This is a genomic window from Pseudomonas huaxiensis (assembly GCF_003231275.1).
GTDB lineage: Bacteria > Pseudomonadota > Gammaproteobacteria > Pseudomonadales > Pseudomonadaceae > Aquipseudomonas > Aquipseudomonas huaxiensis.
Genome location: NZ_QKVL01000024.1, coordinates 85,195 through 98,791, shown reverse-complemented (window position 1 = coordinate 98,791; position 13,597 = coordinate 85,195). Strand labels below are relative to the sequence as shown.

At 59.7% G+C, this 13,597-nt stretch carries 11 protein-coding genes; 5 read left to right on the top strand and 6 right to left on the bottom strand.

Annotated elements, in window-relative coordinates; translation table 11 throughout:
• Window positions 1-200 precede the first annotated feature (200 nt).
• From DM374_RS21990 to ung, 5 genes are all read right to left on the bottom strand, one after another.
• Window positions 201-443, bottom strand: a complete 243-nt coding sequence (locus DM374_RS21990) for a hypothetical protein (RefSeq protein ID WP_157969734.1) — start codon at window positions 441-443, stop codon at window positions 201-203.
• Between the two features lie 21 nt (window positions 444-464).
• Window positions 465-2,333 (bottom strand): autotransporter outer membrane beta-barrel domain-containing protein, encoded by a 1,869-nt coding sequence (locus DM374_RS21985; protein ID WP_225422558.1) that lies wholly within the window; start codon window positions 2,331-2,333, stop codon window positions 465-467.
• A 614-nt stretch (window positions 2,334-2,947) separates the two neighbouring features.
• On the bottom strand, window positions 2,948-4,882 hold the full coding sequence (locus tag DM374_RS21980) for a hypothetical protein (protein WP_110971794.1): 1,935 nt from the start codon (window positions 4,880-4,882) through the stop codon (window positions 2,948-2,950).
• Between the two features lie 231 nt (window positions 4,883-5,113).
• Entirely contained in the window at window positions 5,114-7,024 is a 1,911-nt protein-coding gene (locus tag DM374_RS21975) for a hypothetical protein (RefSeq protein WP_110971793.1), read from the bottom strand.
• A 138-nt stretch (window positions 7,025-7,162) separates the two neighbouring features.
• Window positions 7,163-7,855, bottom strand: coding sequence for a uracil-DNA glycosylase (ung, locus tag DM374_RS21970; protein WP_110971792.1), 693 nt, complete (start codon window positions 7,853-7,855; stop codon window positions 7,163-7,165).
• A 129-nt stretch (window positions 7,856-7,984) separates the two neighbouring features.
• Between ung and DM374_RS21965 the strand changes: the two genes are divergently transcribed.
• The gene (locus tag DM374_RS21965; protein ID WP_110971791.1) at window positions 7,985-9,115 is read left to right on the top strand and encodes an enoyl-CoA hydratase/isomerase family protein; all 1,131 of its coding nucleotides are present in this window, start codon (window positions 7,985-7,987) and stop codon (window positions 9,113-9,115) included.
• Between the two features lie 34 nt (window positions 9,116-9,149).
• Here the strand turns inward: DM374_RS21965 and DM374_RS21960 are convergent, their stop codons facing one another.
• On the bottom strand, window positions 9,150-9,626 hold the full coding sequence (locus DM374_RS21960) for a hypothetical protein (RefSeq protein ID WP_110971790.1): 477 nt from the start codon (window positions 9,624-9,626) through the stop codon (window positions 9,150-9,152).
• Window positions 9,627-9,839: 213 nt separating this feature from the next.
• On the opposite strand from DM374_RS21960, the gene DM374_RS21955 reads away from it, so the two are divergent.
• The 4 genes from DM374_RS21955 to DM374_RS21940 all read left to right on the top strand — a co-directional run bounded on the left by DM374_RS21955 (window position 9,840) and on the right by DM374_RS21940 (window position 13,474).
• On the top strand, window positions 9,840-11,327 hold the full coding sequence (locus DM374_RS21955; RefSeq protein WP_110971789.1) for a sensor domain-containing diguanylate cyclase: 1,488 nt from the start codon (window positions 9,840-9,842) through the stop codon (window positions 11,325-11,327).
• On the top strand, window positions 11,320-11,541 hold the full coding sequence (locus DM374_RS21950; RefSeq protein ID WP_110971788.1) for a cysteine-rich CWC family protein: 222 nt from the start codon (window positions 11,320-11,322) through the stop codon (window positions 11,539-11,541). Before DM374_RS21955 ends, DM374_RS21950 begins: the two co-directional genes overlap by 8 nt.
• A 32-nt stretch (window positions 11,542-11,573) precedes the next feature.
• Window positions 11,574-12,266: a 16S rRNA pseudouridine(516) synthase gene (locus DM374_RS21945; RefSeq protein ID WP_110971787.1), complete on the top strand. Its 693-nt coding sequence runs from the start codon at window positions 11,574-11,576 to the stop codon at window positions 12,264-12,266.
• A gap of 323 nt (window positions 12,267-12,589) precedes the next feature.
• The gene (locus DM374_RS21940) at window positions 12,590-13,474 is read left to right on the top strand and encodes an alpha/beta fold hydrolase (RefSeq protein ID WP_110971786.1); all 885 of its coding nucleotides are present in this window, start codon (window positions 12,590-12,592) and stop codon (window positions 13,472-13,474) included.
• The last annotated feature ends 123 nt before the right edge of the window (window positions 13,475-13,597 follow it).

Genomic DNA, 13,597 nt, shown 5'->3' with positions numbered 1-13,597 from the left:
CCGGGTCCCCTCCCTCCGGTGCCTTGCGGGGCCACGCGGCCTACGACTCGCTTCGCAAGTCTACATCTCGCGTCTTCGGCTAACGCCGAAGGGTGCTTCGCACCTGCCCCTTCAGACACCTCCACTCGGCCTCCTGACGTCGCACCTTGTGGCGTCTGGACTTGCGTGCATGAAGAGCAGAAGCAAGATCAAGAGCAAGATCAAGAAAGAGCAAGAAAGAGCAAGAAAGAGCGAGTCGGCGGCTTCATCAGATTCTGTTTTCGAAGATCCGCCATCACAGGCGCCGCCGAAAGGTGGAAGGGGCCGGCAGCCTCGCCACATCGAATGGATAAGCTCCCAGCAGCCAAGCCCAAGCCCCAAAGATCACGGCCCCGGTACTCAATGAAGTATCCACAATAAAAAAAGCCCGGATCACCGACCCGGGCCACAAAACGCAGCTCCATGCTGCCCCCCATCCGCTTCGCTTACCAGAGGTAGCGAAGTCCTACGTTCATGCTGTACGGCATTTCGATGTTCTTGCCGTTGCTGTATTCAAAATCGGCATGTACCTGGAAGTCCCTCGACAGCGACAGTGCGACACCGGCACCCAGCTCTCCACGGGAACCGGACAGGTCGTTGTTGAAGCTGTTGTCGTTGACCTTGACCTTGTTGTTGCTGGCGAACTCATGGGCCAGCGCAGCCTTCAGGTACGGCTGCAGGATGCGCCCCTCGTCCAGGTGGATGGTCTTGCCCACGGTGGCACCGACCTTGCCGAGCAGGGAACGGGTCGCACCGGTGTCGGCTTCCATGTCGTTGCTGAAGCTATAGTCCTTCGACTGGATCACGGTCCCCGCAACCTGCGCGAAAGGCTCGACGAAGTAGTTGTCCTTGAGCTTGATATGCCGCCCCACTTCCACCGAACCGCCGATACCGTGGTTGTCGTAATCACCCTTGGCCCGGGTGCCATCGCTCAGGCCGACCTTGGCATCGTTCTGATAGCGGTTGTACTTGATCACGGTGTCGACGTAGTAGCCGCTCTTGGCGTCCAGCCAGGTGGCATAACCACCGAGGTAGTAGCTATCGATAGTGCCGCTGGATCCGTGGCTCAAGTTCAGGTCAGACTTGCTGTAACCAGCCAGGGCACCGATCAGCCATTGGCCGTCACCCCAAGGCAGCGGTGCGTCCGCACCGAAGGACATGCCTTGTTGGTTCTGGGTGTAACCCACGCCGGACGAAGCATCGGCGACGTTGTACTGGTTGCTATGGGCACGCATCCAGACACCGGCGCTACGGCCTTCGCTGTAGCGCAACTCGCCCATTCGGGTACGCAGGGTGGTCAGTTCGCCGTAGAACACTGTCGGTGCGGTACCTGAGAGGGCCATTACCGTTCTGGTGCCGGGGCTGATAGTGCGGGTTTCCGGATCGAGGAACCAGTCGTCGCCTTCCTGCTTGAGGCTGTAGGAGTAGGCACCGAGGTCCACTGCACCACCCAGCAGGCTGAACTGGGCACCGCCGCCGCCGGTATGCACCACCTGCAACGGCACGCCGGCCGCCGGATCAGTGCCACTGGCGCTGATCAGCAGATCATGGTTGCCAGTGGCCTGGCCGGTGATGTTGATGAAGTCGGTTTCGTTGGTGGCGAAGTTCGAACCCATGACGAACGTGCCGTTGCCGGACAGCGTTTCGAGATTGAGGGTGTAGAAGGAATCGGTGTCGCCCATGGTGATGCGGCCACCATTCATGTTCAGCTTGGTGACGCTACTGTCGCCGGTCATCATCCACTGCGAGGTGGCGTCGATGCTGGCCTCCTGCACGTTTTCCATGCGGCCGGTGAACAGCGAGCCGTTGTTCAGCGCGAGGGTGCCGGTACCGCCCTGCTCGATGATGAAATCGCCGGTCAGGCCGCCATTGTCGAAGGTGAAATTACCGGTGCTGGTGTCCGAGATATTGATATTGCCGATGAGGTCGCTCTGGGAGACGCGCACGTTGGCCGTGGAGCCGTCCAGCACATCGATGATGGTGCCGTTGCCGCCTTCGAGCGTGGTGCCGTTGAGGATATCGATGTCGGCGCTGGCGCCGCCAGACAGATCGATAGCGGAACCGGTCTGGCCGACCACGCGCGTGCCAGCCAGCACCAGCGTCGCTCCCGGCGTCGGGTCACTTGGATCGACAAGAATGGAGATACCCGTCCCCGCGCCAATGATGCTGCCGCCCTGCGCACTGGTTTTGCCGGCGAGGAAAAGCGCGACGCTGCCAGCCCCCGTGGAAATGAGATCGGTGTCAAGCAAGGTGAGGGTGCTTTCGCCCGAGACCGAAGCGGCACCAGCACCTCCGGTGATTACACTGCCGGTCACAAGAGCGGTGGAGCCCCTGGCCTCATTCAGGTCGGTCGACAGCGAAAGTCCCTGGCTAGTACTGGTGACATTGACGCCAGTCAGGTTGACAGAAGACCCGGCCGCGTCGATAGCACTGAAAGCCGGGCCGCTGTTGATGACGGAGCCTCCCGTCAAGTTCAGTGAGGAACGCTTTTCAAGAGCGACCGAATTGAGCGTTGCATCCTGGCCATTGAGAGCCGCGTCATTCCTTAAAATGTAGTTATCGGGAGCAGTGCTGGAATCGATATTACGCGTCGTGCCGTCGATGATCTCGACAGCTTGTACCATTCGACCCGGCAACAAGAACAACGGCATTAAAAGAACAAGCGGCGCGACCCGAACAATGCTTCGCTCAGGCTTGGAAGTTCTGGTGACCATAATATTCTCACCTACGTTGTTTATCTGAAATTCATCTCGAATATGAAAAGTTATTTCGAATATCAGCGATTTTCCGGAGCCGCAGGATACTTAGCGTCCTACGGACGGTATGTAGGATTTTTCCACTCCCAATGTAGGGCATGGCAACACGTAACGAAACTTTCGGTGGGGTCTGGAATGTAGAAATCCAGACCCCATCGAAACGGGGCGGTTTATCAAGGCCGCGGGCAGACAGTCCCATCCGAGTAGAAGCGGCCGATGAGTACGTAGTGAGGACTCGAGGTTCCCGAGGTCGCCCCACCATCGCGGGTGAGCTTCCAGAACACAACGATCGACCCTATGGGTACGGGGTCGATGTGCTCGCCATCCCCCCATGGCACATTGAATGTCACCACTCTGACAGCCGCTTCGGCCACTGTGACTGTGTGCTCGAATACGCGGCGGGTAGCCTCCACCGGGTTAGCGGGGAACCCTGGATCACCCGGCATGATAAGGTCAGTGTCCATGACCCAATGAATTTCCAGCGCGTCATCGGGCTCGAATCCGGGATAGCTCATCTGGATATCGACACCCTTGATCCAGGGCTCGACACTGCAGTTGATAGTGTCACTGACGGGGTCTCGATTGGAGAAGACTACGAGTGGCAGGTCCTCGATAAGATTGACCGTTACCACAATGTTGGTTGGAGGAGACTCCTGTGCATTTGACTCCAGGCCATCGGCGTAGATCGAATAATGAGCTGGAATGTTGCCATTACCATTCGCTTCAATCATCGCCCACGGCAAGGGCATCGTAATTGAGCCGGTGGTAATGTCCGCAGCGCTCAGTTCGCGCACACCCACGACAGTTCCACCGTAATAGACTTTGATGAATTCGCCAGCCTGAGCCTGGTCATAAACCTGCACTGTGATAGTCGCATCCTGCCCTTTGTCCTCCGGTACGATTGCATCGCTCTCGCCGGTGAAACTTTCCAGCGTCAGTTCCTCCAGATCAGGGTTGATGATATCCGGCTCATCCGGATTTGGCGGGCCAACTTGCGTCAGATCAACCCGAACAGTCGTCGGCGGGGACGGGTACGTCACACCACCGCGAGTCACGTCATAAGTGACCTCTGCATCATATTCCCGACCAAGGTCGCTTATTTCCTTGAAGCTGATAGTTTTGTACTCTTCCGGGTGCGAAATAGACTCCAGATTAACGCTATTCCAGTAGAAGTTTACGAAGTCTCCACTGATGGGCGTGACATAGTCATGGTACAGATCGACACCATCCCGGGCCTGCGCCAAGGATATAGTTGGCCCTTCCGGAATCTCAGGGGCGTTCACCAGGGTCGGTGCGGGGTTTTTAACAAGATAGACATCATCTGGAATCGACAGGTTCGTGCGGTTCCCCGCCCGGTCGACCACATTGTAGGTGAACTGCAGCTCCCCTCCGGGGAGAGCATCGAAGAATGATCGTGCAATCGTTACTTCAAACGGATCCTCCAACAGAACATCCGCAATGATCAAATCAGTATTGATGTAGAAGTCATACCTGTCTCCCGGTTTGTGCGCACGCAGCGTTGGAATCTTGACGGTGACGCCACCATGGGTCGTCAGATACTCTGGCGTGATCCTGTTGCCGGCAGGCAGATCGTCCGGGAGTTCTGCAGCAGCGGGCTGACTGCCTTCGTTCGGGTCAACTTTATCAATGAAGAACGGCACAGAAAAACTGTAGGTCGGGTTAAGGAATGGCTTGTCCCGGGTCCTGTAGGAGAGCTGGTAAGCCCCATGGGAAAGCGCGCTGACTGGAACCTCGAGTTCTACCTTGCCAAAGCCTGGCAGAATATCTTGCGGCTCGCCATAATCGCCATCGTTGAACCGGAACGCGATCTCGTGAGGCCTGTTAGGCATGCCGTCCCATTCCAGCACCTCGACCTTGACCGCCTGATCGATAGGAATGGTATTGGGCTGGTCGTCGTCTTCATCTGGCAGTGCATTCAGCAGGGTCGGAGGATCGAGCGTCGGCACCTCGTTATTGACAAGATTAAAAACTCCAGACCTTTGACTCGCTTCGAACCTGGCTTTCTGCGCCCGCTTATCCGCTTCGGTCCTGGCCTTCAGCACTTTCAGTTGTACCAGCTCAGGGGAAAGTTTATCCATATCATTCATGTCAGTGTCTCCCGTTTTATCGACGCAGCTATTGACGTGGCTTCACCACTTGACTTCAGTAGACTCCGGTTTTAAAAATCGCGCACCTGACAGAAATAACAGGTACGTTTTACAACAGCGCTTCCCACACAGATCTGACTCAATACAAGAACCCGAAAAAGTTCCAGCCATGTATCAGGCCGAACAATCGTCACGGCCTCCGCGGACAGCGCTCATACAATCAACTTCTAACTAGGTTCCATCACAGGGCTTATCAGAGCCGGGGACGACAAGCGAAATCTTGAGCACTCGGTTGGGCGCGATTCCCGGCGTACCGTCGACTTTGCTCAAGTGATAAGTGACATTCGCCGAGCCATCTTCGAGTGGCAGGGGCAAAACCAGATCGACGAATCTATCCATCAACACGTTCAGCCCGTTTTGTGCTTGATCCTGCGTCAGCGTTACAGCCGGGAACAATACATGGCCGAACATAGGTCGATCGCCAACGATGCCCCTCGACAACTGCCAACTGAGCTGAATCTTGTCGCCTGCTTCGAGCAACTGGGGATTGCCGGGTATCTTTATCCAGATCCCTTTCCAGGGTTCGTTTATGCAGCTGATGAAGCCATACAGGTTGGCATCGGGGAACGACACCCGTTCCAGACCTTCCAGCGGTATGACGGCCACTCTCACCTGCGTGTCATCGCTGCGCTGGCGATTAACGCCATTGGACACCCAGTACCAGACCGGCAGCGCCGCATTGTTCCCGACAGCCTCGATGATTGGCCACGGCACGGTGAACGAGATCAGTTGGCCGGGCAGGTCACCCGCCTGCACACGGTAGCTGTCCACCGCCACGGGATGGTTGCCCCAATGCAGTTCCAGCAGGTCACCGACGTCCGGGTTGCTGTACAGCCGGACTTGCACCGTTGCATTTTTGCCCCTATCGGGCCCCACCAACTGGTTGTCGCCGGTAAGCCCCTTCACCACCACCCTTTCCAACGCCGGGTTTATCGGGTCAGGGCCGACCGGATCAGGCCCTGCGACCGAAAGGTCGACAGTGAAATTCGTGGGCAAGGAGTTCCTGCCTGCGCCAGCCCCCCGCTTCCACTGATAGATGACCTCGCAAGGCACTGCTCCGGCGAAGCCATCGGCAGAAAGCGTCACCCAGTCGACCGGAACCGATTGAGGCCATTGCGGGTTGCTGCCCAGGGTTATCAGCGACAGCGGCCGACCGTTCCACCAGGCCTGAAGGGTGTCGCCGGCCAATGTGTCGGCGATGGGCCCTATTTCCACCCTGACACCGGTTCGAGCATCTTCCAGATCAATCAATCGATCGGAGGTCGCCAAGGGAACGACCGGCGGCGGAAACTCGCGAGGAATGGCCGGCAGGTCGATGACCTCGATGCGCACGGGCGGTGACTGGTCGTTGCGATTTCCCGCCCGATCCATCAGTACGTAGTAGCCGTAGCGCGTCCCGTTGCCTGCCTCGCGCAGGACATCTCCCGAATAGCTGATCGTGATTTTTGCAGCTGGCAGCAAGTGCTCTTCGGTGATCAACAGACGCCCGACCGGCTCAGCCTCGAAACGCCCGCCCCAATAAAACAGGACCTGATCCCCAAGCTTCATTTCCAGCCAAGGTGGTACCTCGACGTCACCCAACTCATCCCCATTGGCAGCCAACCACTCCTTCGTGACCCCCTTGGTAACCACGTCGGGAGGAAAGATCAATGGCTTGCCAGGATTGTCGGTGTTGGGCGCCCGGCGATCCACATCGACCAAAATCGATTCCGACTCGTTAGAGTTGCCACTTTCCGTGGCCACCGTGTAGCGAAGCGTGCGGATACCGTCAGCGTTGAAGTGACTAGGGTCAATCGAGTACTCCACCGGAAAATCCTGAGTGGAGTCAAAGGGTCGCGCCCGGCGGACAAATCCAACCATCTCGTCGCCCCAGAAGAACCGGAAGTCCAAGTAAAAACCCGGGTATGTGTCATAGGTCGGCCAACCATTCAGCACCGCAACTTTCAACGGCTGATACTGAAACTCCACGGGGAGCACCCAGGCACTTTCGCCAGGCAAAGGTGCCAAGGCATCCGGCACCACCGGGGCCTCATAGAGCGTCTTGCCCGCTGAGCAGCCGATGCAAACGATAGTTTCAGACATTAGAAAACTCCCAAATCGCGTCATGCAACCTGGGAACTATTCAAAGCCCAAAATCAAAATCGCGAAACTGACAAAAATACTAGGTACCCACGAAAACGCCCGGTCGGAACCGGGCGCTTAATTTTCATGAGGATTTCTTCAGTTCGCCGGAACCTGCCAGACGATCGGCGCTAATCCACGCTCTTCGAGGAACTTGTTGGTCCGACTGAAATGTCCGCAGCCGAGGAAGCCTCGGTACGCGGACAGCGGTGAAGGGTGCACCGACTTGAGGATCAGGTGGCGGGTGCCATCGATCAGCTTGCTCTTGCTCTGAGCGTGAGAGCCCCACAACAGGAACACCACATCGCTACGTTGCTCGCTGACCACCTGGATGATGCGATCGGTAAAGAACTGCCAACCCTTGTTGGCATGCGATGCGGCGTTGGCGCGTTCGACCGTCATGGTGGTGTTGAGCAGCAGCACGCCCTGATCGGCCCAGGATTGCAGGCAGCCGTGGCGGGGAATCTCGATGTTCAGGTCGCGGTGCAGCTCTTTATAGATATTCACCAGCGATGGCGGCGTGGCTACCCCCGGCTGCACCGAGAAGCACAGGCCGTGGGCCTGGCCCGGGCCGTGGTACGGGTCCTGGCCGAGGATCACCACTTTCACCTGGTCCAGCGGCGTGGAGTTGAGGGCGTTGAAAATCAGCGGGCCGGGCGGGTAGACCTCTTTGCCGGCGGCCTTTTCCTGGCGCAGGAATTCGCGCAGTTCGTGCATGTAAGGCTGTTCGAATTCGGCGCGCAGGGCCTCCTTCCAACTGGGTTCGAGCTTGATACGATCGTCGTCGGTCATGGGGGTATCCGTTGAACAATGGGGCGGACACTAGGAAAGCTGTCCGCGCTTGTCAATCGATCCGACCGGCGACCTGCACGATCAGCCTCAGCGACCATACTTGTCGGGTCTACTTGAGTGAGGTCGCCCATGGCTGTGCAGTTCGAAGTACTCACCGGTGTCGACGGCGCGCGCCTTGGCATTGCCACCCTCGATGCGCCGTCGAGCCTCAACGCCCTGTCGCTGCCGATGATCGAGCAGTTGAGCCTGCACCTGCGTGCCTGGGCCCAGGATCCGGCGATCGTCTGCGTGCTGCTGCGCGGCAACGGCGCCAAGGCCTTCTGCGCCGGCGGCGACGTGCGCAGCCTGGTGGAAGCCTGTCGCGCCCACCCTGGCGAAGTGCCGCCGCTGGCCGCGCACTTTTTCGCCGCCGAATACCGCCTCGACCATTCGCTGCACCACTATCCCAAACCGCTGCTGTGCTGGGGCCACGGCCATGTGCTCGGTGGTGGCATGGGGCTGCTGCAGGGCGCCGGGGTACGCATCGTCACGCCGTCCAGTCGCCTGGCTATGCCGGAGATCAGCATCGGGCTTTACCCGGACGTCGGCGCCAGTTGGTTTCTCGCCCGCCTGCCCGGCCGTCTCGGCCTGTTTCTTGGCCTGACCGGTGCACCGATCAATGGCCGCGACGCCATCGACCTGGGCCTGGCCGACCGCTTCATGAAAGACGAACAACAGGAACAACTGATCGAGGGCCTGCTGCAACTTAACTGGCAAGAACAGACCGCGATGCAACTCACCAGCCTGCTCAAGGCGCTGGAGCAGGAGGCGCACGAAGCGCTGGAGCAGGAAGCGCACGAAGCGCTGCCCGCGGCGCAATGGCTGCCGCGTCGGGAGAAGATCGACAAGGTGCTGGATGTCAGTGATCCGGCCTGCGCCTGGAAGGGCATCGGTCAACTGGCGCAGCAGGACGACGTGGTGTTGGCCAATGCCGCGCGGACGCTGCTCAAGGGCTGTCCATTGACCGCGCATCTGGTCTGGGAGCAGATCAACCGGGCGCGTTATCTGTCGCTGGCGCAGGTGTTCCAGATGGAATACGCCATGAGCCTGAATTGCTGCCGGCACCCGGAATTCAGCGAGGGCGTGCGGGCGCGTTTGCTGGACAAGGACAACACGCCCCACTGGCACTGGCCGGACATTGCCCAGGTGCCGGAGGCGGTGGTCGAAGCGCATTTCAACAAGGCCTGGGAAGGACGACACCCCCTGGCGGATCTGGCGTGAGGCCAGGCGTCAGAGGGTGTCGGATTTAGCGACATCAGTGGTCGCGGCCACGGTCACCGTTGCGGTCGCCGTTGCGTCCATCGCCGCGGCCGTCACCGCGATTGCCACGCCAACCGCCACCCCGGTCGTCACGACCTGGTCCGCGGCTCCAGTTACGGTCGTTGCGATCAGGACCACGGTTCCAGCCATGATCATTGCGGTCAGGCCCGCGATTCCAACGGCCGTCTGGACGGCCCGGACCATGACCGTCAAAGCGGCCAGGGCCAGGGTACGGCCGGTGGGACGGACCTGGCGCCGGTTGGTAGTAGCGCGGCGCCGGAGCGTAGTAACGCGGTTGCTGGGGTACTACGTAGTAACCGCGGTTGTAGGGATAAGCCGGCCGGTAGTAGCCCGGATAGTCATAGCGATCGACCGAATAGACATCGGTTCGATAATAGCCACCGCCCCCATAAGGCACGCAAGCGGTGAGCAACAAACCCAATACGGCAAGCAGAGAGAGTTGGCGATACATGGCGGCCTCCTGGACCGCGGAACTGCCCATCCCAGCGGCGCTGGTCGGCGTCGATCGGCAAACGTTCATCGACATTGAATCAGACCGCGAAAAGTCCGTGCCGTGCGATTTCAGCAATAATTTGAAATAGGTTGATACCCGCAAAAATCCTCCAGTTATTTTTTCGCTACACCTCTAGAATAGGAGGCATTGGTAGCTGCTCCCGGGATTCCCATGCCCCTTCGTTCCGCCCTGTTTTCGCAACGGTCCCTGCTGCTGGCATTACTGCTGTTACTTGGCTGCGGCTTCATCTCGACTTCGCTGGTCAGCTACTACGCCTCGCGCAGTTCGATCCGCGACAACATCGTCAATACCGAACTGCCGCTGACCTCCGACACGGTCTATTCGGAAATCCAGAAAGACCTGATCAGGCCCATCGTGGTGTCCTCGATGATGGCGCAGGACACCTTCCTGCGGGACTGGACCCTCGCTGGCGAAACCAATCCGGAGCAGGTCACCCGCTACCTCAGCGAGGTCGAGCGCCAGCAGCGCGCCTACACAGCGTTCTTCGTGTCCGAGGCGAGTGGCACCTACTACCAGGCCAAGGGCATCCTCAAGAAAATCGACCCGAGCACCGAGCGCGACCGCTGGTACGCGCGGGTCAAGCAGATGACGGCGCCCTACGAGATCAACGTCGACCTGGACATGGCCAATCAGGACAGGATGACGGTATTCATCAACTACAAGGTGTTCGACTACAACCACAACTTCATCGGCGCGGCGGGCGTCGGGCTGACGGTCGATGCAGTGGTCAAGCTGATCGATGCCTACCAGTTGCGTTACCAGCGGGCGGTGTACTTCGTCGATGTCCGCGGCAAGATTGTCCTCACCGGCTCTTCCGGCGGCCCGGAAAGCGCCCGCGCCGGTATTTCGCTGGACAGCATCCCGGCGCTGAGCCCGCTGCTGGCGCGCATGCCGACGCCGACCACCGGCAGCCGCGACTACGAGCGCAACGGCCAGAGCCACTACCTCAATGTGCGCTTCATTCCCGAACTGGACTGGTACCTGTTCGTCGACAAACCCATCGGCGACAGCCTCGACAGCGCGAAGCAGTCGCTGTACCTCAACCTGGCGATCTGCGGGGTCATCTCGCTGATTGTCCTGGCGATGATCAACGGCATGATCCGCCGGCATCAGGACGGTATCCAGGAACTGGCGACCCTCGACAGCCTGACCCACCTGCACAACCGCCGTGCCTTCGACCTGCTGGCGGCCCAGGCATTGCTGGAAGCAGAACGCACGCCAGCGCCGCTGACCGCCTTGCTGCTCGACCTCGACCACTTCAAGGAACTCAACGACACCTACGGCCACCTGGCGGGCGACGAAGTGTTGCGCCAGTTCGCCCGGGTGCTTGAAGGCAGCCTGCGCCAGGCCGATATCCTCTGCCGCTGGGGCGGCGAGGAGTTTGTCGTCCTGCTCAAGGACACCGATGCGACGAAAGGGCTCGCCGTGGCCGAGAAAATCCGCCAGCGCACCGAAGAGCGGACGTTCATGTTCGGTGAAACCGCCATCGAGCTGACCACCAGCATCGGTTTGAGCAGCCTCCACGCCAACGACACCCTGCACAGCCTTATCGCCCGTGCCGACCTGGCGCTGTACCGGGCCAAACAGAGCGGGCGCAATCGCGTCTGCTGCGAACCCTCGGCGCCCGACCATGGCTGATCCCGACCGCTGCCCCGCCTGCGGCGCCCGCAATCAGTGCAGCCTCGCCGATCCGCGCACCGCGGACCGGGCCTGCTGGTGCTACAGCGTGCAAATTGATCCGGCGCTGATCGAGGCGCTGCCCGCCGAACTGCGCAACGTCGCCTGCCTGTGCCCGTCCTGCGCGCAGGTCGATGCCCAACTGAAAGCTGCCGACGCTTCACCAAACGGCTAAACTGCGCGCCCTTTTACAGCACGCCCTCGCCCATGCGCCTTGATCGCTTTCTCACCAATCTGCCCTGCTTCAATCGCCAGCAAGTGCGTTTGCTGCTGGTGGAGCGCCGCGTTCGGGTCGATGGCCAGGTGGTGAGTGATCCGCGGCACGAAGTGCGGGTGTTCAGCCGCGTCGAAGTTGACGAGCAGGTGTTGCAGGCAGGGTATCCGGCGCGTTACTTCATGCTGCACAAACCCGCCGGCTGCGTCAGCGCCACCACGGACCCGGTTCACTCCACGGTGCTGGACCTGCTCGATGAGCCGCACAAGGACGACCTGCACATTGCCGGGCGGCTGGACTTCAACACCACCGGCCTGATGCTGCTGACCAACGACGGGCAGTGGTCGCGACGCCTGACCCAGCCGCAGACCAAACTGCCCAAGGTCTATTACGTGGAGACCGAGCAGCCGATCGAGGAGCACTACGTCGCGCGCTTTCGCGAGGGGTTCTACTTCGCCTTTGAAGACCTCACCACCCAGCCCGCCGAACTTGTGCCGCTCAGCAGCCACAGCGCGCGCCTGAGCATCATCGAGGGCCGCTACCATCAGGTGAAACGCATGTTCGGCCACTACGACAACAAGGTCGTGCGCCTGCATCGCGAGCGCATGGGCCCGCTGGAACTGGACCCTGCACTCGCCCCCGGGCAATACCGGCCACTGCGGGCGGACGAAATCCTGGCAATCTGAACCGCCCCGCGTCCGACAGAAAAAATTCATTAATTGCCCGAACGGCACTTGCAGCATCGCCCACGGGCTGCTTGAATCGAATCGTCGGTCTTCATGTGACTTACCAGTCACATCCATAGTCCAAGACACCTTTTTGCTGGCTACCCGTGCCTCGATGCGCAGGAGACCTGCAAATTGCCCACCAAGAACAACACCCGTCGACCAAGCCGGTATCGGATCGACAAGGGCCCCTCGCTTCACTTCCAGGCGTATGCCTACCTGTCATAAAGAACGTGCAAGCTTGCTTGGACGGATACCCTTTTTTTGCGCCAGGAGTCCATGACATGAGGCCAGAAATTGCTGTGCTGGATATACAGGGGCAGTACCGGGTTTACACGGAGTTCTATCGTTCGCAAGAAGCCGAGAAAACGATCATCCTGATCAACGGCTCGCTGGCTACCACGGCTTCTTTCTCGCAGACCGTGCGCAATCTGCACCCGCAATTCAACGTTGTGCTCTACGACCAGCCGTATGCCGGCAAGTCCAAGCCGCACAACCGCCACGAAAGGCTGCTGACCAAGGAAACCGAAGGGCAGATCCTGCTGGAACTGATCGACCACTTCGGCGCCGACCAGGTCATGTCCTTCTCGTGGGGCGGCGCCTGCACCCTCATGGCCCTGGCGCACAAGCCACGGCGCATCGAGCGGGCAGTGGTCAGTTCGTTCTCGCCGGTAATCAACGAACCGATGCGCGACTACCTGCAACGCGGGTCACGGTTCCTCAAGGACTGCGACCGCTATCAGGTCGGCAATCTGGTCAACGACACCATCGGCAAGTACCTGCCGCCGCTGTTCAAGCGTTTCAACTACCGGCACGTCAGCAGCCTGGACAACCACGAATACGCGCAGATGCACTTCCACATCCACCAGGTGCTCGACCACGACCTGGAGAAAGCGCTGAGTTCGGCCCGGGCCATCGATATTCCGGTGCTGTTCGTCAATGGCGAATGGGATGAGTACACCACCACCGACGATGCACGGCAGTTTGGCCGCCACGTGCGCAACTCGCACTTCAGCGAGATCCGCAGTGCCGGGCACTTCCTCGACATGGAAAACAAGTCGGCCTGCCGCGACACCCGCGACGTGCTGCTGAACTTCCTCAAGCCGACGCAACGCGAACAACGCCTGCGTTACCAGCCTGTACAGGGCCAGCATGCACTGGCCATCTGAGGGAAACGGGCACCTGTAGCACAGCCAGCGGTATCGATTGCCCTGCCAGGCAAACTGAAGATCATCGCCCTGTCGCTACAGGTCGCACGCACGATTCACGGATAAAGCTTCAAATCGTTTCAC